The organism is Nocardioides sp., from assembly GCF_964228225.1.
Taxonomy (GTDB): domain Bacteria; phylum Actinomycetota; class Actinomycetes; order Propionibacteriales; family Nocardioidaceae; genus Nocardioides.
The window spans coordinates 1-22,176 of the sequence record NZ_CAXQZB010000061.1; the positions used below are offsets into that span (position 1 = coordinate 1).

At 73.5% G+C, this 22,176-nt stretch carries 20 protein-coding genes; 11 read left to right on the plus strand and 9 right to left on the minus strand.

Translation table 11 applies throughout. The features are described 5' to 3' along the window. Positions 1–1,436, plus strand: a 1,436-nt coding sequence (locus tag ACERUJ_RS15435) for a phospho-sugar mutase (RefSeq protein ID WP_370249647.1), incomplete at its 5' end; no start/stop codon positions are given. Between the two features lie 19 nt (positions 1,437–1,455). Here the strand turns inward: ACERUJ_RS15435 and ACERUJ_RS15440 are convergent. Continuing rightward, positions 1,456–2,085: a PH domain-containing protein gene (locus ACERUJ_RS15440; RefSeq protein WP_370249649.1), complete on the minus strand. Its 630-nt coding sequence runs from the start codon at positions 2,083–2,085 to the stop codon at positions 1,456–1,458. Positions 2,086–2,108: 23 nt separating this feature from the next. Here ACERUJ_RS15440 and deoC point away from each other — a divergent pair, with 23 nt between their 5' ends. From deoC to ACERUJ_RS15460, 4 genes are read left to right on the plus strand one after another with little or no spacing between them, the layout of a single operon-like run. Continuing rightward, the gene (gene deoC / locus ACERUJ_RS15445; RefSeq protein ID WP_370249651.1) at positions 2,109–3,080 is read left to right on the plus strand and encodes a deoxyribose-phosphate aldolase; all 972 of its coding nucleotides are present in this window, start codon (positions 2,109–2,111) and stop codon (positions 3,078–3,080) included. A gap of 29 nt (positions 3,081–3,109) precedes the next feature. Next, complete coding sequence (locus ACERUJ_RS15450; protein WP_370249653.1) at positions 3,110–4,549, plus strand: aldehyde dehydrogenase family protein; 1,440 nt, start codon at positions 3,110–3,112, stop codon at positions 4,547–4,549. Further along, the gene (locus ACERUJ_RS15455) at positions 4,549–5,424 is read left to right on the plus strand and encodes an aldehyde dehydrogenase family protein (protein WP_370249655.1); all 876 of its coding nucleotides are present in this window, start codon (positions 4,549–4,551) and stop codon (positions 5,422–5,424) included. The genes ACERUJ_RS15450 and ACERUJ_RS15455 overlap by 1 nt, the downstream gene beginning before the upstream one ends. A 2-nt stretch (positions 5,425–5,426) precedes the next feature. Beyond that, positions 5,427–6,074: a uridine kinase gene (locus ACERUJ_RS15460; RefSeq protein WP_370249657.1), complete on the plus strand. Its 648-nt coding sequence runs from the start codon at positions 5,427–5,429 to the stop codon at positions 6,072–6,074. Here ACERUJ_RS15460 and ACERUJ_RS15465 read toward each other — a convergent pair. After that, a complete protein-coding gene (locus ACERUJ_RS15465) occupies positions 6,050–7,138 on the minus strand; it encodes an adenosine deaminase (protein WP_370249658.1) in 1,089 nt (362 codons plus the stop codon). The two genes, ACERUJ_RS15460 and ACERUJ_RS15465, sit on opposite strands and share 25 nt — an antisense overlap. 69 nt (positions 7,139–7,207) lie before the next feature. Between ACERUJ_RS15465 and ACERUJ_RS15470 the strand changes: the two genes are divergently transcribed. Then, positions 7,208–7,663 (plus strand): MaoC family dehydratase, encoded by a 456-nt coding sequence (locus ACERUJ_RS15470; RefSeq protein WP_370249660.1) that lies wholly within the window; start codon positions 7,208–7,210, stop codon positions 7,661–7,663. A 3-nt stretch (positions 7,664–7,666) separates the two neighbouring features. Here ACERUJ_RS15470 and ACERUJ_RS15475 read toward each other — a convergent pair whose 3' ends face one another. Beyond that, the gene (locus tag ACERUJ_RS15475; RefSeq protein WP_370249661.1) at positions 7,667–8,974 is read right to left on the minus strand and encodes a thymidine phosphorylase; all 1,308 of its coding nucleotides are present in this window, start codon (positions 8,972–8,974) and stop codon (positions 7,667–7,669) included. 413 nt (positions 8,975–9,387) lie between these two features. Between ACERUJ_RS15475 and ACERUJ_RS15480 the strand changes: the two genes are divergently transcribed. Then, a complete protein-coding gene (locus tag ACERUJ_RS15480; RefSeq protein WP_370249663.1) occupies positions 9,388–9,837 on the plus strand; it encodes an HNH endonuclease in 450 nt (149 codons plus the stop codon). Here ACERUJ_RS15480 and ACERUJ_RS15485 read toward each other — a convergent pair. Continuing rightward, a complete protein-coding gene (locus ACERUJ_RS15485) occupies positions 9,818–10,990 on the minus strand; it encodes a cytochrome P450 (protein ID WP_370249664.1) in 1,173 nt (390 codons plus the stop codon). The genes ACERUJ_RS15480 and ACERUJ_RS15485 overlap by 20 nt on opposite strands. Continuing rightward, the gene (locus tag ACERUJ_RS15490) at positions 10,962–11,381 is read right to left on the minus strand and encodes a cytidine deaminase (RefSeq protein WP_370249666.1); all 420 of its coding nucleotides are present in this window, start codon (positions 11,379–11,381) and stop codon (positions 10,962–10,964) included. Before ACERUJ_RS15490 ends, ACERUJ_RS15485 begins: the two co-directional genes overlap by 29 nt. A gap of 218 nt (positions 11,382–11,599) precedes the next feature. On the opposite strand from ACERUJ_RS15490, the gene ACERUJ_RS15495 reads away from it, so the two are divergent. From ACERUJ_RS15495 to ACERUJ_RS15510, 4 genes are all read left to right on the plus strand, one after another. Beyond that, positions 11,600–12,760 (plus strand): BMP family protein, encoded by a 1,161-nt coding sequence (locus ACERUJ_RS15495; protein ID WP_370249667.1) that lies wholly within the window; start codon positions 11,600–11,602, stop codon positions 12,758–12,760. A 132-nt stretch (positions 12,761–12,892) separates the two neighbouring features. Next, positions 12,893–14,407 (plus strand): ABC transporter ATP-binding protein, encoded by a 1,515-nt coding sequence (locus ACERUJ_RS15500; RefSeq protein WP_370249668.1) that lies wholly within the window; start codon positions 12,893–12,895, stop codon positions 14,405–14,407. Further along, the gene (locus ACERUJ_RS15505; protein ID WP_370249669.1) at positions 14,404–15,624 is read left to right on the plus strand and encodes an ABC transporter permease; all 1,221 of its coding nucleotides are present in this window, start codon (positions 14,404–14,406) and stop codon (positions 15,622–15,624) included. Before ACERUJ_RS15500 ends, ACERUJ_RS15505 begins: the two co-directional genes overlap by 4 nt. A 26-nt stretch (positions 15,625–15,650) precedes the next feature. Beyond that, a complete protein-coding gene (locus ACERUJ_RS15510) occupies positions 15,651–16,931 on the plus strand; it encodes an ABC transporter permease (protein WP_370249670.1) in 1,281 nt (426 codons plus the stop codon). Here ACERUJ_RS15510 and ACERUJ_RS15515 read toward each other — a convergent pair. Genes ACERUJ_RS15515 through ACERUJ_RS15530 form a run of 4 tightly spaced genes read right to left on the minus strand, consistent with a single transcriptional unit; the run spans position 16,916 to position 22,117 of the window. Then, the gene (locus ACERUJ_RS15515) at positions 16,916–18,103 is read right to left on the minus strand and encodes an amidohydrolase (RefSeq protein ID WP_370249671.1); all 1,188 of its coding nucleotides are present in this window, start codon (positions 18,101–18,103) and stop codon (positions 16,916–16,918) included. The genes ACERUJ_RS15510 and ACERUJ_RS15515 overlap by 16 nt on opposite strands. 23 nt (positions 18,104–18,126) lie before the next feature. Further along, positions 18,127–19,533 carry a hypothetical protein gene (locus ACERUJ_RS15520; protein WP_370249672.1) on the minus strand — a complete coding sequence of 469 codons (1,407 nt, stop codon included), beginning with the start codon at positions 19,531–19,533 and terminating at the stop codon, positions 18,127–18,129. Then, positions 19,434–20,675: a hypothetical protein gene (locus ACERUJ_RS15525; protein WP_370249673.1), complete on the minus strand. Its 1,242-nt coding sequence runs from the start codon at positions 20,673–20,675 to the stop codon at positions 19,434–19,436. Before ACERUJ_RS15525 ends, ACERUJ_RS15520 begins: the two co-directional genes overlap by 100 nt. Further along, complete coding sequence (locus tag ACERUJ_RS15530) at positions 20,672–22,117, minus strand: hypothetical protein (RefSeq protein WP_370249674.1); 1,446 nt, start codon at positions 22,115–22,117, stop codon at positions 20,672–20,674. The genes ACERUJ_RS15525 and ACERUJ_RS15530 overlap by 4 nt, the downstream gene beginning before the upstream one ends. Positions 22,118–22,176 lie beyond the last annotated feature (59 nt).

Genomic DNA, 22,176 nt, shown 5'->3' on the forward strand with positions numbered 1-22,176 from the left:
GGCGCGCGGCGGCCGGACTGGCCCGCTACCTGCTCGACCACGCCGGCACCCACGCCCCGGGGCCGGTGGTGATCGGCTACGACGCCCGCCACCGCTCCGCCGACTTCGCCCGCGACACCGCCGAGATCGTGACGGGCGCGGGCCTGCGCGCGCTCGTGCTGCCGCGGCCGCTGCCGACGCCCGTGCTGGCCTACGCCGTGCGCGAGCTGGGGGCCAGCGCAGGGGTGATGGTGACGGCGAGCCACAACCCGCCGCAGGACAACGGCTACAAGGTCTACCTCGGTGACGGCAGCCAGATCGTGCCGCCGGCCGACGCCGACATCGCGGCGCGCATCGCCGCGGTCGGCGACCTGCGCGAGGTGCCGCGCGGCGACGCCGGCGAGCCGGTCGGGGAGGACCTCGTGGACCGCTACCTCGACACCGTGGCCGGTCTGGTGGGCGACGGTGCGCGCGACCTGACCGTCGTCTACACCGCGATGCACGGCGTGGGCTCCACCAGCGTGCACGCCGTGCTCGAGACCGCCGGCTTCGAGCCGCCGATCACCGTGCCCGAGCAGGACGAGCCCGATCCCGACTTCCCGACGGTCGCCTTCCCGAACCCCGAGGAGCCGGGGGCGATGGACCTCGCGCTCGCTCTCGCGGCCGCCCACGACGCCGACCTCGCGGTGGCCAACGACCCCGACGCCGACCGCTGCGCCGTCGCCGTCCCGGTGCCGGACGCGGGCTGGCGGATGCTGCGCGGTGACGAGGTCGGGGTGCTGCTGGCCCACCACCTGCTCGCCACGGGGCGTCGCGGGATCCTGGCCACCTCGATCGTCTCCTCCTCCCAGCTGGGGGCGATCGCCCGCGCCGCCGGCCAGCCGCACGTCGAGACCCTCACCGGCTTCAAGTGGATCGGGCGGCTCGAGGGTCTGGCGTTCGGCTACGAGGAGGCGCTGGGCTACTGCGTCGACCCCGAGCACGTGCGCGACAAGGACGGCGTCTCGGCCGTGCTGCTGGTCTGCGAGCTGGCCGCGGCGCTCAAGGCGCAGGGCCGCACGCTGCTGGACCTGCTCGACGACCTCGCCCGCACCCACGGCGTGCACGCCACCGACCAGGTCTCGGTGCGCGTGAGCGACCTCGGGCTGATCGGCGCCGCCATGGAGCGGCTGCGCGCCGCACCGCCGGCGGCGCTGGGCGGTCTCGCCGTCGAGCGCGCCGAGGATCTGCGCGACGGCGTGGGCGGGCTCCCGCCCACCGACGGGCTGCGCTACCACCTCGCCGGCGGCGCCCGGGTGATCGTGCGCCCCAGCGGGACCGAGCCCAAGCTGAAGTGCTACCTCGAGGCGGTCCAGCCGGTCGCACCCGGCGAGCACGGTCTCACCGAGGCCCGCACGAGCGCGACGGCCACCCTGGCCGCGCTCGCCGCCGACGTGCGCGAGGTGCTGGGTCTCTGATCCCGAAGGCCGTCGGCGCTCAGACCAGGAGCGCGAGCACGAACCCCACGGCGGGCACGGCGAGCGCGGCCACCCAGGCCGGGTCCAGCGTCGTGCGCACCGGCGCGAACCCGGCCCCGACGACGTCGTCGCCCCGCCGCAGGCCGGCCCGGTCGCGCGCGTCGCGGGCCCGGGCGGCCAGGGTGTGCTCGGTGAGCTCGGCCGTGCCGAGCCGCGTGAGGTCGTCGGCGGGGGCCGCCCCGGAGCCGCCCGACCGTGCCGCACGGTCGTCGCGGTGCAGCTGCCGGCGGCTGCGGGAGACGGCGGGGCTGGTGTAGCGCCGATCCCCCGCGCGCACCACGACCACCTGCCGCACGACCACGCTCTCCACCGCCTCCCAGGGCAGGGTGACCGTGCGCACGGTGCCAACCAGGGTGAGCCGGTCCGGGCCGGCCACCAGCCGGGGTCGCACCAGCACCGCCAGGCTCACGACGGCGAGCAGCAGCAGGCCCCAGGCGCCGGCCCAGGACGGGGCGTCGCCGGCCACCAGGGAGCTCACCGCACCGATCGCGCCGCCGATCGCACCGAGGGTGCCGAGCACGACCCCGCCGGTGGAACGCAGGGTCAGGGTGGGCACCCCGGGGACGTCCGCTGGGTTGTCGGGGGCCATGCAGGCAAGCCTATGCTGAGGCAATGCCCACCCCCCGGTCCGACCTGGTCCTCACCACGACCCCCGACGTCGCCGAGGCGACCGCCAGCGACGCCTCGCTGCGCCGGTTCCTGCACGGCCTCCCGGGGGTGGACCGCGTCGGCGCCGACGCCCGGGCCGCGGCGCTCGGCACCCGCTCGATCAAGGCCGGCGCCAAGGCGCACGCCCTCGACCTCGCGATCCGCATGGTCGACCTCACCACCCTGGAGGGCCAGGACACCCCCGGCAAGGTGCGCGCCCTGGCGGCGAAGGCCCAGCGTCCCGACCCGCTCGACCCGACCTGCCCGGCCGTCGCCGCCGTCTGCGTCTACCCCGACCTCGTGGCCACCGCCAAGCAGGCCCTCGGCTCCAGCGGGGTGAAGGTCGCCTCGGTGGCCACCGCGTTCCCCAGCGGCCGGGCCAGCCGCGAGGTGCGCCTGCTCGACACCCGCGACGCCGTCGCGGCCGGCGCCGACGAGATCGACATGGTGATCGACCGCGGCGCGTTCCTCGCCGGCCGCTACCTGCAGGTCTTCGACGACGTCGTGGCCACCAAGCAGGCCTGCGGTGCCGCCCACCTCAAGGTCATCCTCGAGACCGGCGAGCTGCAGACCTACGACAACGTCCGCCGCGCGAGCTGGCTGGCGATGCTCGCCGGCGCCGACGTCATCAAGACCTCCACCGGCAAGGTGCAGCCGGCGGCGACCCTGCCGGTCACGCTGATCATGCTCGAGGCGGTGCGGGACTGGCGCGAGGCCACCGGGCGCACGGTCGGGGTCAAGCCCGCGGGCGGCATCCGCACCGCCAAGGACGCGCTGAAGTACCTCGTCACGGTGCAGGAGGTCGCGGGCCCCGACTGGCTCGACCCCGACCTGTTCCGGTTCGGCGCCTCGACCCTGCTCAACGACCTGCTGCGCCAGCGGCAGAAGCTCACCACCGGCCGCTACGCCGGCGCCGACGACGTCACGCTCGACTGACCCCCGGACCCGAAGGACACCCACACCGCATGCCCGGCTCGCCGTTCGAGTACGCCCCCGCCCCCGAATCCACCGGCATCGTCTCGCTGCAGGAGGAGTACGGGCTCTTCGTCGACGGCGCCTTCGGCCCCGGTGGCGGCGAGGCGTTCGCCACGATCAACCCCGCCACCGAGGAGGTGCTGGCCCACGTCGCCGCCGCCTCGGCGGCCGACGTCGATCGCGCGGTCGCCGCCGCCCGGCGCGCGCAGGAGCAGGTCTGGGGTCCGATGCCCGGCCGCGAGCGCGCCAAGTACCTCTTCCGCATCGCCCGGCTGCTGCAGGAGCGTGCGCGCGAGTTCGCGGTGCTCGAGACCCTCGACAACGGCAAGCCGATCAAGGAGTCGCGCGACGTCGACGTCCCGACCGTCGCCGCGCACTTCTTCTACTACGCCGGGTGGGCCGACAAGCTCGAGCACGCCGGCTACGGCACCACCCCGCTCGGCGTCGCCGGCCAGGTGATCCCGTGGAACTTCCCGCTGCTGATGCTGGCCTGGAAGGTCGCGCCGGCGCTGGCCTGCGGCAACACGGTGGTGCTCAAGCCCGCCGAGACCACGCCGCTCACCGCCCTGCTGTTCGCCGAGGTCTGCCAGCAGGCCGAGCTGCCGCCCGGGGTGGTCAACATCCTCACCGGCGCCGGCCAGGTCGGTGCGGCGCTCGTGGCCCACCCCGGCGTCGACAAGGTCGCCTTCACCGGCTCCACCGAGGTCGGGCGGCAGATCGCGCGGGCCGTCGCCGGCACCGACAAGCGGGTCACCCTCGAGCTGGGCGGCAAGGCGGCCAACATCGTCTTCGACGACGCGCCGATCGACCAGGCCGTCGAGGGCGTGGTGAACGGGATCTTCTTCAACCAGGGCCACGTCTGCTGCGCCGGCTCGCGGCTGCTGCTGCAGGAGTCCTTCGCCGAGGAGTTCCTGCACCGGCTGCAGCGCCGGATGGCCACCCTGCGCGTGGGCGACCCGCTGGACAAGAACACCGACGTGGGCGCCATCAACTCCGCCGCCCAGCTGGCCCGGATCACCGAGCTCGCCGAGAGCGGGGAGGCCGAGGGGGCCAGCCGCTGGTCCACGCCGTGCGAGCTGCCCGAGCGCGGCTTCTGGTTCGCGCCCACGCTGTTCACCGGCGTCACGGCCAGCCACCGGATCGCGCGGGAGGAGATCTTCGGGCCCGTGCTCTCGGTGCAGACCTTCCGCACCCCGGCCGAGGCGGTCGAGAAGGCCAACAACACCCGCTACGGCCTCTCCGCGGGCATCTGGACCGAGAAGGGCTCGCGGATCCTCGACCTCGCCGGCAAGCTGCGCGCCGGCGTGGTCTGGGCCAACACCTTCAACCAGTTCGATCCCACCAGTCCCTTCGGCGGCTACCAGGAGTCCGGCTACGGCCGCGAGGGCGGCCGGCACGGACTGGCGGCCTACCTGCGAGGCGGTGCGTGATGCGACTCGACGTCCGCAAGACCTACAAGCTCTACGTCGGCGGCGCGTTCCCGCGCTCCGAGTCCGGACACACCTACGCCGTCACCGACGCTGAGGGGACCTTCGTGGCCAACGCCGCCCTCGCCTCCCGCAAGGACGCCCGCGACGCCGTCACCGCCGCCCGCGCGGCCTTCGGCGGCTGGTCGACCCGCACCGCCTACAACCGCGGCCAGGTGGTGTATCGGATCGCGGAGGTGCTCGAGGCGCGGCGCGCGCAGTTCGTGGCCGCCGTCGTCGCCGCCGAGGGTCTCGACGACGCCGCGGCGCAGGCGGTCGTCGACGCCAGCGTCGACCGCCTGGTCTGGTACGCCGGCTGGGCCGACAAGCTGGCCCAGGTGCTCGGCAACGCCAACCCCGTGGCGGGGCCCTTCCTCAACGTCTCCACCCCCGAGCCCACCGGCGTCGTGGCGGTCCTGGCACCGCAGGCCTCCTCGCTGCTCGGCCTGGTCTCGACCCTGGCCCCGGTGATCGTGTCGGGCAACACCGCGGTCGTGGTCTCCTCCTACGCCCGCCCCGTGCCCGCCGTCGAGCTGGCCGAGGTGCTCGCCACCTCCGACGTGCCCGGCGGGGTGGTGAACATCCTCACCGGCGACACCACCACGCTGGGGCCCTGGCTGGCCGCCCACCGCGACGTCGACGCCGTCGATCTCGCCGGGTGCGCCGGACTGGAGGGCGGCGCCGACCTCGCGCGCGACCTGGAGGCCGCCGCGGCCGAGAACCTCGCCCGGGTGCGCCGCGCGCCGGCCGCCGAGCCGGACTGGACCGCCGACCCCGGCCTGGCGGCCATGACGGCGTTCCTGGAGACCAAGACCGTCTGGCACCCCCGCGGGGTCTGAGCGTGGCGCAGGAGGCCGGGCCCCGTGAGGGCGGCGCCCGGGTGGTCGTGCTGGCCGGTCCGTCGGGCTCGGGCAAGTCGCGGCTCGCCGAGCGCACCGGACTGGCGGTGCTGCGCCTGGACGACTTCTACAAGTCCGCGGGCGACCCCGGGATGCCGCGGATCGCCTCGGGCCCCAACGCCGGGATCATCGACTGGGACGACCCCGCGTCGTGGTGGCAGGACGAGGCGGTCGAGGCGGTGCGGGCGCTGTGCCGGCGCGGCCGGGCGCAGGTGCCGGTCTACGACATCGCCCACGACGGCCGCACCGGGCTGCGCGAGTTCGACCTCGACGGCGCCGCACTGTTCGTCGCCGAGGGCATCTTCGCCGCCGAGATCGTGCCGCTGCTGCGCGCCGAGGGCCTGCTCGCCGACGCGCTGTGCCTGCGCCAGGCGCCCGTCGTGACGTTCTGGCGCCGCCTCACCCGCGACCTGCGCGAGCGGCGCAAGCCGCCCGTGGTGCTGGTGCGCCGTGGGTTGGCCCTCATGCGCGCCCAGCGCCGCGTGGTCGCCCACGCCGTGGCGCAGGGCTGTCATGCCGTCGACAACGAGCAGGCGCGCGCCCGGATCGCGCAGCTGCTCGCGGCTCAGGGCGCCGAGAGCGCGGCGTAGCCCGGCTTGATGACCTCCTCGATGAGGGCCAGGCGCTCGTCGAAGGGCAGGAACGCCGACTTCATCGCGTTGATCGTGAACCAGCGCAGGTCCGCCACCCCGTAGCCGAAGGTCTCGACCAGCTGCTGCATCTCGTGCGTCATCGAGGTGCCGCTCATCAGCCGGTTGTCGGTGTTGACCGTGACGCGGAACCGCAGCCGGGTGAGCAGTCCGATCGGGTGCTCGGCCAGCGACGCCGCCGCCCCGGTCTGCAGGTTCGACGTCGGGCACATCTCCAAGGGGATCCGGCTGTCGCGCACGTACTGCGCGAGCCGGCCCAGGATCACCTCGCCGTCGTCGTGCACCGTGATGTCGTCGACGATGCGCACCCCGTGACCGAGCCGGTCGGCGCCGCACCACTGGATCGCCTCCCAGATCGAGGGCAGGCCGAAGCCCTCCCCGGCGTGGATGGTGAAGTGAGCGTTCTCGCGCTGGAGGTACTCGAAGGCGTCGAGGTGGCGGGTGGGGGGGTATCCGGCCTCCGCGCCCGCGATGTCGAAGCCGGCCACCTCGCGGTCGCGCCAGGCGATCGCGAGCTCGGCGATCTCGCGCGAGCGCGCCTGGTGGCGCATCGCGGTGAGCAGCTGCCGCACCCGGATCGGCCGTCCCTGCGCGGCCGCCTCGGCCATGCCGTCGGCGAAACCGGCCGCCACGGCCGCCACGACGTCGTCGAGGCCCAGGCCCCGCTCGACGTGCAGCTCGGGGGCGTAGCGCACCTCCGCGTACACCACGCCGTCGGCGGCGAGGTCGAGCGCGCACTCGCGGGCCACCCGCTCGATCGCCTCACGGGTCTGCATCACGCCCACCGTGTGCGCGAAGGTCTCCAGGTAGCGCTCCAGCGAGCCGGAGTCGGCCGCGTCGCGGAACCAGGCGCCGAGGGTCGTGGCGTCGTCGCAGCCGGCCGGGAGCGTGTGGCCGACCTCCTCGGCGAGCTCGAGGACCGTCTGCGGTCGCACCCCGCCGTCGAGGTGGTCGTGCAGCAGGACCTTCGGGGCGGCGGCGACGGTCTCGCGTGTAGGTTCCATGCGACTCATCCAAGCACCCCGGCGGTGCCCGATGACCACGAACCGGCATGCCCCCAGGAGGATCCACCGATGCGCACCTTCACCAGCCTCGACGACGTCGCCGCCGCGGTCGGCACCGAGCTCGGCACCAGCGAGTGGCTCGAGATCGACCAGGCGCGGGTGGACACCTTCGCCGACGCCACCGGTGACCACCAGTGGATCCACGTCGACGTCGAGCGCTCGGCCGCCGGCCCCTTCGGCGGCACCATCGCGCACGGCTACCTCACGCTGTCGCTGATCCCGTTCCTCGGTTCCTCGGTGTTCAGCTTCGACACCCCGGGCGCGAAGCTGAACTACGGGCTGAACAAGGCCCGCTTCCCGCACCCGGTGCACGTCGGCAAGCGCATCCGCGTCACCGTCACCCTCACCGCCTGCGACGACCTGCCCACCGGCAAGCAGGTGACGCTGAGCCACATCATCGAGATCGAGGGCGTGGCGAAGCCGGCCTGCGTGGCCGAGTCGGTCGTCCTGCTCCTCGAGGGCTGAGGGTCAGTCGGCCGCGATCCGGTCGATCAGCAGGGGTGCGGTCGGCGTCGTGCCGACCGCGCCGATCTCCCACCCGCCCTCGAGCGCGGCCAGGGCCCGCTCGAACCGGGCGGGCTCGTCGGTGTGGAGGGTCAGCAGCGGCGCTCCGGCGGTGACGGCGTCACCGGGGCGCACGTGCCACTGCACGCCGGCGCCCGCCTGCACCGCGTCCTCCTTGCGGGCCCGGCCGGCGCCGAGGCGCCACGCGGCGAGACCGACGGCCATCGCGTCCAGCCGCACCAGCTCACCGTCGGCGGGTGCGGTCACGACGTGCTGCTCGCGCGCGACGGGCAGCGCCGCCTCGGGGTCGCCGCCCTGGGCGCGGATCATGCGGCGCCAGGCATCCATCGCCGTGCCGTCGGCGAGGCGGTCGGCGGGGTCGACGTCGTCCACCCCGGCGGCACGGAGCATCTCGCGGGCCAGGGCCAGGGTCAGCTCGACGACGTCGGCCGGGCCGCCGCCCGCCAACACCTCCACCGACTCCGCGACCTCCAGCGCGTTGCCCGCGGTGAGGCCCAGCGGGGTGGACATGTCGGTGAGCAGGGCGACGGTGCGCACGCCGGCGTCGGTGCCGAGGTCGACCATCGTGGCCGCCAGCTCCCGGGCCCGGTCGAGGTCCTTCATGAACGCCCCCGTGCCGACCTTCACGTCGAGCACGAGCGCGCCGGTGCCCTCGGCGATCTTCTTGCTCATGATCGAGGACGCGATCAGCGGGATCGCCTCCACGGTGCCGGTGACGTCGCGCAGCGCGTAGAGCTTCTTGTCCGCCGGGGCGAGGCCGTCGCCGGCGGCGCAGATGACGGCGCCGACGTCGTCAAGCTGGGCGAGCATCTCGGCGTTGCTGAGGGAGGCCCGCCAGCCGGGGATCGACTCGAGCTTGTCGAGGGTGCCGCCGGTGTGGCCCAGCCCGCGCCCCGACAGCTGCGGCACCGCCACCCCGCACGCCGCGACCAGCGGCGCGAGCGGCAGCGTGATCTTGTCGCCCACGCCCCCGGTGGAGTGCTTGTCGGCGGTCGGCCGGCTCAGCGAGGAGAAGTCCATCCGCTCCCCCGAGGCGATCATCGCCGCGGTCCACCGGGCGATCTCGCGGCGCTCCATGCCGTTGAGCAGGATCGCCATCGCCAGCGCCGACATCTGCTCCTCGGCCACCGCACCCCGGGTGTAGGCGTCGATGACCCAGTCGATCTGGCTGTCGCTCAGCACTCCCCCGTCGCGCTTGGCGAGGATGACCTCCACCGCGTCGTGGGCGTTCGAGGGCACCGCATCGTTCATGCGCCCGACCCTATCGTCGCGGGGACCGGGATCGGCCGACGGTGACGGTCGAGCCGCACTCCCGGCGCTGCCCTCCGATCGTGGTTGCTCGTCCCGACGAGAGGCCGTGGGGGACGGTGCCGGCTGCTGCTGGGTGGCCGTCGTCACCTGCGGAACGTGCAGGCGCCGGCCGTGCGGTCCAGGGCGCTGTCTGCACGTTCCGCAGGTGACGACGGAGAGGCGGTGACCCACGGCAGGCCGGCGGTACGCGGTGCCGCCTGCTCGTGGTCGCTCGCCGTGACGAGAGGCGCTGGCGACGAGGGGCCCGTGGGGACCTGCCGTCGCCGGTCGGGTGCGTGTCGGGCGCCCGCCTTCGGCCGATGGTCGGCGGTGCCGCCTGCTCCTGGTCGCTCCGGTGACGAGAGGCGCTGGCGATGAGGGAGCCGTGGGACCTGCCGTCGCAGGTCGGGTACGGGTCGAGTCGGGTGGGACCCCCAGCCCGACGACCTGCGCGGGACTGTGCATTCGCACGCGTCGCCCCGTACTGCACGCACTCAGCGCGCGGGGCGGACCTCGACCACATCCACCCCTTCGACCACGCCCACCCCTCCCGCGGCGGCCCGACCTCGACCGCGAACCTCGCCACGCTCTGCCGACGCCACCACCGGCTCAAGACCCACCACGGCTGGACCTACGAACCGACCCCCACTCCCGAGGGCAGGTCGTACCTCTGGACCCTCCCCTCCGGCAGCCGCTACCTCCGAGCCCCACCGGCACCGCCCCACTCGACTGACCGACCCCCGGCACGCGCGAGCAGCACCGACAGGCGACACCCACCCCGGGTGCCGCCCCGTCGTGCTGGCCTCAGGACGGCTGCGCCGTGACGGGCACCGAGGAGTGGCCGCGCAGCACGAAGGTGCCCCGCGAGACCGGCTCGCCGGCGAGCGCGAGGTCCGGGAACCGCTGCCAGAGCAGTCCGACGGCCTCGGCGAGCTCCATGCGGGCCAGCGGGGCCCCGAGGCAGAAGTGCACGCCCACACCGAAGGCGACATGCGGGTTCACGGCGCGGGCGACGTCGAAGCGGTCGGGCTCCTCGAACACCGCGGGATCACGGTTGGCGGCGCCCAGCAGCAGGGCGACGCGCTCGCCCTCGGTCACCGGCACCCCCGCGATCTCGAGGTCGGCCAGGGCGGTGCGCTCGAAGAGCTGCAGCGCGGCGTCGAAGCGCAGCATCTCCTCCACGCAGGCCGGCACGTCGTCACCGGGCCGCAGGCCGGCGCGCAGCATCGCGACCGCGCCGTTGCCGAACACGTTCACGCTCGCCTCGTGACCGGCGTTGAGGAGCAGCACGACCGCCGCGACCACCTCCTCGCGACTCAGCTGCGTGGCGACCAGATCGGTGATCAGGTCCTCGGCAGGACGACGGCGCCGCTCGTCGGCGAGGTCGGCCACCAGGTCAGCGAAGTCGGTGGCGGCGGCGACGGCCGCGCGGACCACGGGACCGTCGGGATCACCGGAACCGGGCTCGTACATCCGCACGATCGCCTGCGACCAGAGGCGCAGGTCGTCGGCGTGGGTGCTCGGCACGCCGAGCAGTTCGGCGATCACCAGCACCGGCAGCGGCTCGGCGTAGTCGTGCACGAGGTCGAAGTCCTCGCCGGCCACCGCATCGAGCAGCCCCGTGGCCAGCTCGCGCACCCGAGGGCGCAGCCGCTCGACGTGACCCCGGGCGAACGCCCCGGCGACCGGACGCCGCAGCCGGGTGTGCTCCGGCGGCTCGTTCTCCATCATCTGGTGCCGGTGCAGCAGGTTGAAGGGTTCGAGCAGCTCCCGCGGCTCGCGGTCGCGCCACACCCGACCGAGCCGACGGTCGCGCTGTGCCGTCGTGACCGCCGCATGCCCCAGCACCCACCACGCCCCCGACGGCTCGTGCCGCAGCACGGCCCCCCGGGCGCGGTCCGCGGCCAGCGCCGGATACGGATCGGCGCTCAGGGCCGGGTCCGACAGGTCACGCCAGGTCGTCGGGACCGAAGGCATCGGGCAGCACCTCCTGCATCCCACGCTCCCCGCTCGGGGTGAGCAGCCGCAGTTCGGCACCGCCGTTCTCCCACAGCAGCTGCCGGCAGCGTCCGCACGGCATCACCAACCGCGGCTCCTCGCCGCGCGGCGCCCCCACGCACACGAACCGTCGCAGCCGGCCGCCACCGCTGAGGTGCAGCTGCCCGACCAGGCCGCACTCGGCACACAGGGTGACGCCGTACCCGGCGTTCTCGACGTTGCACCCCGCCACGATGCGCCCGTCGTCCACCTCGGCGGCCGCGCCGACGAGGAAGTCGGAGTACGGGGCGTAGGCGGCCAGTCGGGAGCGCTCGGCGGTCTCCCGCAGCTCGTTCCAGATCGCAGCCGTGGAGCCAGGGGAATCCGTCATCGGTCGAACCTCGCCATCGCTTCGGTGTGCCGGCTCCGCGGCGCGGACCGGGTGCGGCACCTCCCCCCGATGGAGGTGGTGACCGCAGCATCTCGCGTCGGAAGGTTCCGACTCGGTAAACGTTACGAACTTCGTGACCTCCCGTGCTCCCCAGGGGACCGGTGGACAGGTAGCGTGTCGCCCCTCTGGCCCCCCACGGAGCGGGCCTCGATTCCTGCATGGAGGACTCTGTCGTGAAGATCCGCAAGGCACTCGTCGGCGGCATCGCCGCCCTCGCCGTGACCACCACCTTCGCCGCCTGCGGCGAGGCCCCGTCCGAGTCGGGTACGGACACCAGCACCTCGGACAGCAGCGAGGACACCGACGCCTCCACCGACGCGGCTCCCACCACCGACTTCCTGCCCTGCATCGTCTCCGACGCCGGCGGTTTCGACGACAAGTCGTTCAACCAGCTCAGCTACCAGGGGGTCGAGCAGGCAGCGGACGAACTCGGCGCCGAGTTCACCGCCGTGGAGTCCAACAGCGAGAACGACTACGGCCCGAACCTGGAGAGCCTCGTCTCCGAGGGCTGCGACGTCATCGTCACCGTCGGCTTCGCCCTCGCCGCGGCCACCAAGGAGTCCGCCGCTGCCAACCCCGACATCGAGTACGTCCTGATCGACGACGCCGCTGACGGCGGCGAGGACGGTCAGACCTTCGACGGCCAGGCAGATCAGCCCAACATCAAGCCGCTGCTCTACAACACCGCCCAGGCGGCGTTCCTCGCCGGTTACACCGCGGCCGACTACAGCACGACGGGCAAGGTCGGCACCTACGGCGGCCTGCCGTTCCCCACGGTCACCGTGTTCATGGACGGCTTCCGGCAGGGTGTGGAGTACTACAACTCGGAGAAGGGCACCGAGGTCGAGGTGATCGGCTGGGACGGCGAGGACGGCTCCTTCACCGGAGGCTTCGAGGCCAACCAGACGGCGACCACCACCGCGGCCCAGCTGCTCGACCAGGGGGTCGACGTGATCCTCCCGGTCGGCGGCCCGATCTACCAGGGCGCCCTCACCGCGATCGCCGACTCCGGCGAGGACGTGGCGCTCATCGGCGTCGACGCCGACTTCTACGAGACCGACCCCAACACCCAGGACGTCGTGCTCACCTCGATCCTGAAGAACATGCAGGTCTCGACCTACGAGGCCGTGCTCGCGGCCGGCAACGACGCCTTCGACCCGGCCCCGTACGTCGGCACCCTGGAGAACGGCGGTGTCGGCATCGCCCCGTTCCACGACTTCGAGTCCAAGGTGAACCCCGAGCTGCAGGCCGAGCTCGACACCATCACGGCCGGCATCGTCGACGGCTCGATCCCGGTGACCTCCTACCTCGACGAGTGACCCTGGACGTCACCCGCCGGTGGTGACGCACCAGACACGAGCGCGGAGAGGGAGGCCGATCCCCGGGGGTCGGCCTCCCTCACCTGCGAGACGCCCGCACCACCCTCACCCCCGTGCACACGAAGGTCAGGAATGCAGCTCACTCTGCGCGACATCACCAAGCGCTTCGGCACCCTGGTCGCCAACGACCACATCTCCCTCACCGTCGAGCCCGGTGAGATCCACTGTCTGCTCGGCGAGAACGGCGCCGGCAAGTCGACGCTGATGAACGTCCTGTTCGGCCTCTACCAGGCCGACGAGGGCGAGATCCTGCTCGACGGCGAGGTCCAGCACTTCGCGGGCCCGGGAGACGCCATCGCCGCCGGTATCGGGATGGTCCACCAGCACTTCATGCTCGTCCCGGTCTTCACCGTGGCGGAGAACGTGATGCTCGGTGACGAGCGGACCGGTGTCGCCGGATCCCTCGACCTCGACGCCGCGCGAGCGCGCGTCCGCGAGATCTCCGAGCGCTTCGGGTTCCACCTCGACCCCGACGCCGTCGTCGAGGACCTTCCCGTCGGGGTGCAGCAGCGCGTGGAGATCATCAAGGCCCTCTCGCGCGAGGCGAAGGTCCTGGTCTTCGACGAACCCACAGCCGTCCTGACGCCACAAGAGACCGACGAGCTCATGGCGATCATGCGACAGCTGCGTGAGAGCGGCACCGCGATCGTCTTCATCACCCACAAGCTGCGGGAGGTGCGCGCCGTCGCCGACCGCATCACCGTCATCCGGCTCGGCAAGGTCGTCGGCGAGGCCGACCCCGCCGCGAGCAACAGCGAGCTCGCCGCGCTCATGGTCGGCCGGCCCGTCGAGTTGACCGTGCACAAACAAGCACCGCGCTACCAGGACCACAGCCTGCAGGTGCAAGGGCTCACCGTCACCGACGCCAGCGGCCTCGTGCACGTCAACGCCATCGACTTCGAGGTCCGGGGCGGAGAGATCCTCGCGGTGGCCGGTGTGCAGGGGAACGGCCAGACCGAACTCACCGAGGCCCTCGTCGGACTGCAGCACCACGTCACGGGCTCGATCCGGCTCGCCGGCGCCGAACTCGTGGGACGCAGCGTCCGCGCGGTCCTCGACGCCGGCGTGGGCTTCATCCCGGAGGATCGCCAGGTCGAGGGGCTCGTGGGTTCCTTCAGCATCGCCGAGAACCTGATGCTCGACCGCAGCCACGGCGGACCCTTCGTGCGGCGGGGATCGGTCGCACGCGCCGCGTTGCGCCGTTTCGCCCAGGACAAGCTCGTGGAGTACGACGTGCGCGCGCCCGGCATCGACACCCCCGCCGGCAACCTGTCGGGGGGGAACCAGCAGAAGGTCGTGGTCGCCCGCGAGTTGTCCCGCGACCTGCGGCTGCTGGTGGCCGCACAGCCGACGCGCGGCGTGGACGTCGGATCCATCGAGTTCATCCACGCCCAGATCGTGGCGGCGCGCGACAGCGGGATCCCCGTGGTCGTGGTCTCCACCGAGCTCGACGAGGTGGTCGCACTCGCCGACCGCATCATGGTGCTCTACCGGGGTCAGGTCGTGGGGATCGTCCCTGCCGACACCCCGCGCGAGGTTCTGGGACTGATGATGACCGGCGAGCGACCCGCGGAGGTGACGGCATGAGCGGAACCCAGACCCCCGAGAAGCCGGACGAACACGTGGCACCGTCGCCCCGGGCCGCGCAGTGGCACACGGTGATGCGCTCCATCACCAGCGGGAACGCCACGGTCGCCGTGCTCTCGGTCCTGCTCGCGGTGATCGTGGGCTCGCTGATGATCATGGCCACCGACGAGGACGTCCGCGCCTCGGCGGGCTACTTCTTCTCCCGCCCCGGCGACTTCTTCGCCGAGTCCCGGGTGGCGATCGAGGGTGCCTACACCGCCCTGTTCCGCGGCTCGATCTACAACACCCGCGCCGACGACGTCGCGACCGGCATCCGTCCGCTCTTCGAGACCCTGAAGTTCGCCGGCCCCCTCATCGCCGCCGGACTCGGCGTCGGACTGGCCTTCCGCGCCGGACTGTTCAACATCGGCGGCCGCGGCCAGATGCTGCTCGGCGGTGCCGTCTCGGCGTACGTGGCGATCAACGCCGGCTTCGGCGGTCCGCTGCTGCTGGTCGCCTCGGTGGTGGCGGGGATGGCGGCCGGGGGGCTGTGGGCGGGGATCGCCGGCCTGCTCAAGGCGCGCACCGGCGCCCACGAGGTGATCGTCACGATCATGTTGAACTACATCGGCTTCTACCTCGTCTTCTACGCCCTCTCCACCCAGGGGCTCCTGCAGGCGCCCGGCTCGTTCAACCCCAAGTCGCTTCCGATCCCGGCCGACGGCCAGCTGCCCAAGATCGCCGGCGACCAGTACAACCTCCACCTCGGCTTCGTGCTGTCCCTGGTCGCCGTGGCCGTGGTGTGGTGGCTGCTGGAGCGCTCGGCGCTCGGCTACCGGTTCCGCGCCGTCGGGGAGAACCCGAACGCCGCTCGTGCCGCCGGCATCGACGTCGGTCGCACCTACGTGGTGGTGATGCTCATCGCCGGAGCCCTGGTCGGTCTCGCGGGGGCCAACCAGGCGCTGGGCACCGTGACCAGCGGCGTGACGGTCGACCTCGACGCGGGGATCGGCTTCGACGCCATCACGGTGGCGCTGCTCGGTCGCTCACGCCCCTGGGGGATCCTGGCCGCAGGCCTGCTCTTCGGCGCCTTCAAGGCGGGTGGCTTCGCGATGCAGGCATCGGAGGGCATCCCGGTGGACATCGTGCTGGTCATCCAGTCCCTGATCGTGCTCTTCATCGCCGCACCTCCGCTGGTGCGGGCGCTGTTCCGTCTGCCCGCGAAGGAGGCCGCGTGAGTACCCACGTGCCATCGGCACAACCGGTGGAACCCGAGATCCCCACGACGCCGGTGGCGCTCGAACCGGCGGTCGTCACGGTGGTCAGTCGCAAGACGCCGATCCTGCTGACGCTGCTCACCCTGGGTCTGGGCGCCGCAGTGGCAGCGGGCTCGCAGTCGGGGGACACGACCTTCGTCCTCGCCAGCCGCTCCGACCTCGTCGAACTCCCGGACATCACGGTCCCGGCCGAGGGGACCGCCCTGGTCGCGGTCGTCGTGATGGGTCTGCTCAGCGCGCTGGCCTGGAGCGACGTCATGCGACGCCGACGGACCTCACGGATGCTGCCGAGCGTCTTCGCGATCATCGCGCTGGTCGGCTTCCTGTCGTGGGCGGCCGCCGGAGGCTCGCTCCCCGTGGTCGGGCTGCTGGCGGGGTCCCTCGCTCTGGCCGTCCCGCTGGTCTTCGGAGCCCTCGGCGGTGTCCTCGGCGAACGGGCCGGCGTGGTCAACATCGCCATCGACGGTCAACTCCTGGCCGGGGCCTTCGCTGCGGCCGTCGTCGGATCGGTGACCGGCTCGGCCTGGGCGGGCGTGCTCGGCGCCATGATGGCCGGCACCCTCGTCGCGCTGGTACTCGGGGTCCTCGCCATCACCTACTTCGTCGACCAGGTGATCGTCGGCGTGGTGCTCAACGTCCTGATCATCGGTGTCACCAGCTTCCTGTTCGGTCAGCTGCTCGTGCCGAACACCGCCGACCTCAACACGCCGCCGCGATTCTCGCAATGGGACATCCCGCTCCTCGGCGACATCCCCCTCCTCGGCCCCATCCTGTTCCGGCAGACCCCCCTGGTGTACGTGCTCTACATCGCGGTCGCGCTGGTCACCTGGGCGCTGTACCGCACCCGGTGGGGTCTGCGGGTGCGCGCGGTGGGTGAGCACCCCAAGGCAGCCGACACCGTGGGCATCGACGTGCTCCGCACCCGGTACCGCACCGTGCTGCTCGCCGGCGCGATCGCGGGGATGGGCGGTGCCTTCTACACCCTGGTCTCGGTGTCCCAGTTCAATCGCGAGATGACGGGAGGGGCGGGGTACATCGCGCTGGCTGCGGTGATCTTCGGCAAGTGGGACCCCGTCCGTGCCACGCTGGCCGCACTGCTGTTCGGATTCGCCTCGAACCTGCAAGGAGTGCTGTCGGTGATCGGGTCTCCGGTGCCCAGCCAGTTCATGCTCATGCTTCCCTACGTCGTCACGGTCTTCGCCGTGGCCGGCCTCGTCGGCCGCTCCCGCGCCCCTGCCGCGGTCGGCCTTCCCTACCGCAAGGGTTGAGTCGTGGCGAGCACGGCGGCGCCCAGCACCCGGGCACCGACCGTGATCGCCTGCTCGTCGACCCGCAGGTCGCCCTGGTGGAGGTCGTAGACGACCCCGCCAGGCGTACGGGTGCCGAGCCGGAACATGGCGCCCGGAACGTGCTGGAGGTACCAGCCGAAGTCCTCGCCGCCGAGGCTCTGCGGCACCGGCACCACCGCGCCCTCGCCCAGCGTGGCACCCACGGCGCGGACCAGCAGGTCGTGGGAGTCGGCGTCGTTGACCACCGGCGGCACGCCGCGCACGTAGTCGACGGCGGCACTCACGCCGTAGGGCCGCACGAGGTCGAGCACCGTCGCGCGCACCACCGGCTCGCACCGCTCCCAGACCTCGGCGTCGAGGATCCGCACCGTGCCCGCCAGCCGACCGTGACCGGGGATCACGTTGGCCGCGCTCCCGGCCTGCAGCACCCCCCACACCACGCTCACCCCGCTGCGCGGGTCCAGGCGACGGCTCAGCACCGCGGGCAGCTGCGTGGCGACGGTGGCGAGGGCGTAGGTGAGATCACCCGTGAGATGGGGGCGGGAGGTGTGGCCGCCGGCTCCCTCGAGGCGCACCTCGAGCCGGTCGGCCGCGCTGGTGAGCGGGCCCACCCGCAGACCGACCCGACCGACGTCGACGCCGGGGTCGCAGTGGAGGGCGAAGATGCGCTCCACGTCCGCGAGCCGGCCGTCGGCGACGAACTGCGCCGCACCGCCGGGCATCACCTCCTCGGCCGGCTGGGCGAGCAGGCGCACCCGCCCGGGCAGCAGACCGGCCGCGTGCACGGCGGCGAGGCCCCGGGCCGCACCGACCAGCGCCGTGGTGTGGACGTCGTGGCCGCAGGCGTGGGCCACCCCGGGGACCGTGCTGGCCCAGGGACCGCCGGTGGTGTCGGTGACCGGCAGGGCGTCGAGGTCGGCGCGCAGCGCGATCGCCGGACCGTCGACCGCACCGAGCTCGGCCACCAGCCCGCTCGTGGGGGCGCGCTCCACCCGCCAACCGGCGCGCTCCAGCTCCGCGGCCACGACCCCCGTGGTGCGCTCCTCGGCCCAGGCCAGCTCGGGATGGGCGTGCAGGTCGCGCCGCAGCGCGATCAGCTCGGCCTCGGCCGCCTCGACCGTGCGCTGCAGCAGGGTGATCGCGACGTCCACCCGCTCAGGCTAGTGGGGGCGGTTCAGACCTGCGGGACGGCGTCGACGTCGTTGATGTTGCGGTGCTCGACCCGCCGCTCGATGCCCTGGTAGCGCTCGGAGACGGCGTCGTCGGCCAGGCCGATCGTGCGCGCTGCCGCCGCCAGGGCGTCGGCCGCCCCCTCCAGCTGGGTGGAGAGACGGCCGAGCAGACGCCGCGTCTCCTGCTGCAGCTCGGAGAACTGCGGCCACGCCCCCTGCGGCGCCAGCCCGATGTCCCCGGAGCGGGTGAACCCGTCGGAGGCGGTGATCGTCAGACCCGCCGCCGCCTGGCGGGCGTCGGCGGCGATGGAGGGCAGCCACAGCTCGGTGATCTTGGCGATCGCCTCGGGCGAGACGACGACGTCCTGGGCGTGGCTGAGGACGCTTCCCGGCGGGGCGCCCGCGAACCCGGGCGGGTTGAGGTCGCAGGCACCGCCGCGGGCGAAGTCGTAGGCGGCCTCCATCAGCCCGCGCACCGCCTTCTCCTGTGCCAGCATCACGTCGTCCATCCGGTTCAGCGCATCGGTCATGTTCGCGAAGACCCCCTCGGGGTCACCGGCACCGAGCGGGATCTCCTCGCGCGCGGTGTCGTCCTGCTCGATGTCGCCGAGCACGGACGCGGTGCCGCTGATGGCGGCCAGCAGCACCGCGGAGCCGCCGAGCGTGGGGATCGCGCTCAGCGCCCCGGCGACGGCCCCGAACAGGCTCAGGGCGAACGTCGCACCCTCGCCCGACTCGGGCACGGCGGCCCGCATCGCGTCGTAGGCGGCCTGCTCGAAGTCGGCCAGGTCGCTCGTGGCGCGGCTCCAGAGCTCGCCCTGGGCCCGCCGCCCCACGCCCAGCGCGGCGACCACCTGCCCCAACGACTGGCAGGTCGCGGGCAGCGCCGTCACGTACCGCTCGGTGAAGGTGGCGGCGTACTCGCCGTTGAGCTGGGCACAGCGCAGGGCCAGGTTCGAGAGGTCGCCGGCCAGGCGGGTGTTCACGGACCCGAAACGGTCCTCGGTGGCCTCCGGATCGTCGGGATCGATGTTGAGCTCCCCGGCAGCGCGCGTCAGCTCGTAGGCCTCCAGCGGCACCCGGGGCAGGTCCAGCCACCGCTCGAAGAGGTCGTCGATGCGGCTGCGCCAGCCGTCGATCCGGTCCTGGACCAGCTGCGGCGTCTCCTGGGCGGCGTCCGCGGTGATCGAGGTCGAGAACGGGCCCTGGATCTCGTAGTCGCCGGTGAGCAGGTTGACCGAGACGTGCGCGCCGGGGTCGTACATGCCGAACGTCCGGACGACGGTCCACTCGTCCTCCAGGCGCCACATCAGGTTGTGGGCGAACTCCGCGCGTGCGGCCGCGGCCGCGATGCGCCAGGCCGAGGAGCCGAACCCGCTTCCGGGACCGCCGCCGTCCGAGATCCGCATCCCTCTCCCCTTCCCTCGCCGGACGCCTCGCCCGACGAGGGGCACCCTGCCCGGGGCCGCGGGTCTGAAACGGCCGGGACCTCGTCGGACGGCGGCATCCGGTGCACGACGTGGTCGGCGAACCCGACCGTGCGGGCGCGGCCCGCGCTCCGACAGGTCCAGCTGCTCGCCACGGAGAGGCGGTGACGGCCCAGGTCGGGCACCAGGAAGACCTCCCGCGTGGACAACCCGGGACCGCCCGGGATGGGATTCTCGGTCATCGGCACCTCCAACGCCCGAGGGCGGCCGTCGACGGTGACCGTGACCCGCCCCGTGACCCGCCTCGTGAAGCCGTCGTCGGGGCAGGGCTCTCCGGCCAGGGTGAGGAGGTCGTCGCGGATCCACGTGTGGGCCCACACCAGCGCCCACACCGCGCCGGGTTCGCGGCGCGACGCCCACCCCAGACCGGGCGCGTAGGGGTAGACCTGGAGCCGGTAGGAGCACAGCCGTGGCAGGCGCGGCACGACCACCGTGGTGTGCTCACGCAGGGCGCCGCGGCAGGACCTCTCCTCGGCCGGCGGCAGGTCGATCATCCGCGCGGCCGGGGAGTCGGCACCGGTCGGGTCCGGGACCACGCGTCCGTCCCGATCGGTCTCGTAGGTGAGGCCGTCGAAGGTGATCCGCAGCCCGAGCGGCACCGCGTGATCGGCGTGCACGGCCGCCCACGACGGGTCCCACAGCGAGATCGGGACCGTGCCGGCGTCGGTGCCGGGCTCGCCCTCGAATCGGATGGCCACGGCCGTGAGCTCCGGCGGTCCGTAGGAGGCCATCGGTGCGATGAACGCCTCCAGCGGCACTCCGGCGTCGGGGGTGAAGATCAGGCTGGTCTGGAGGTAGACGGTGTCAGGCGGATCCTGCGACGGCGGCAACGGCCGTCCTTCGATCGGCGGGAGGTCGGACTCGGCCGCGGAGTAGAGCAGCGACAACCGGCCGACCGGGGTCTGGCCCGTCAGCTCCGCGCGCGGGCCCGCCGGGGTCCCGAACCAGTCGAGGTGACGGGGCACCGGCAGCGGGGCGTCAGGGCGACATGCGGCGAGGCCGAGGACCACCGGGACCACCATCGCGAGGAGCAGCGCCGGGAGGCGGCGGCACCGGCGCCTCATCGCCGCACCCCGCGCACCACCGCCGGGTGGTCGGGGTCGTCGATGTCGAGGCGCTCGACGCGTCGCTCCAGCTGTCGCGCCCGGCGGAGCGCGGCCGCGTCGACGAGATGCAGCTCGCGCGCCGCGCGGGCCAGTCCGACGGCGGCGGCCTCCATCTGCTCGGCGAGCCGGTCGAGGTGCAGCTCGCTGCGGCGCTGCACCCGCTCGAGGCCCGACCAGGCCCCGGTGGGCGCGAGTCCGATCGTGCCGGTGCGCTCGAACCCGTCCGCTGCCGTGAGGGTCAGCCCACGACGGGCCCGGCGCAGGTCGGCGGCGATGGAGGGCAGCCAGAGTCCGGTGATGGAGGCGATCGCGGCGTCGTCGACGACGACGTCCTGGTGCGGGTCCAGCACCTCGGTCGCGCGACGCGGCGCTCGGCCCGCGTGGTCGAGGTCGACGGCGCCGGAGTCGATGAGGTCGAGCGCGGCATCGACGAGGGCGACCAGCTGCGCCTCCACCTCCGTGATCCCGGTGTCGAGGGCGCGCAGGGCGTCCTTCGCCCGGTCGAGGACATCGCGAGGGTGCCCGGCGCCGAGCGCGAGCGGGCCGTCCGGGCCGGCGCCCGGGTCGGTGCCGGAGGCGGCGTTGACGATGCCGGCCCCCGCCGTGCCCGCGGCCCGGATCATCGCGAGGACTGCGGACGACGCACCGCCCGTGGGGAGCGCGGTGGCCGCGGTGGCGAGCGCGGTGATCACCGTCAGGGTCAGCGCGACCCCGGAGTCCGGCCCGCCCGCGGGTCCGGCCGACCGCATCGCCGCCAGCAGGTCGACCTCGAGCCGGGCGGCGTCGGCGCGCGCCCGCGCCCAGAGCTCCTCCTGCGTGCGGGCCACCAGCGCGACGACGACGAGCAGCTGGTGCAGCGAGCCCACCGTGCTCGGCAGCGCGGCCACGACGTGCTCGGCGAAGGACCGTGCGTAGGCCCCGGCGAGCTGCGCGGTGCGCATCTGGAGGCGGACGAGGTCGCCGGCCAGTCGCGCGTTCACCGAGGACACGTGCGCGCCGACGTGGTCGGGGGCCTCGGGGTCGACGGCGATCTCGGCGGCCGCGGCCACGAGCTGCTCCACCGCGCCGGTGGGCCGCGGGAGGTCCTGCCAGTCCCGCCACAGCGCCGCGACGGCGTCGCGCCACCCGACGACGACCTCGCGGGCGCCGGCCTCCAGGTCGGCCCGGCACACCTCCGAGCCCGGCCCGAAGCCCTCGCCGTGGACCTGGCCGGTGAGCGTGTCGACCTCGACCAGCACCAGCACCGAGGACGAGCCGGCCGCGACGTTGATCTCGCGTCGCGCACGGGTCTCCCCCACGTCCTGCCACCCGTCGTGGCACAGCTGGGCCTTCGCGGCCGCGGCGGCGGTGGGCGCTGCGAGGTCGCCCACTCCTCCGCCGGCGTCGTGTCGTACGGCCATCGCGGCCTCCCCGTCCCGAGCGCGGGGCCCGAGCGCCCCGACCCGAGCGAGTGTCAACG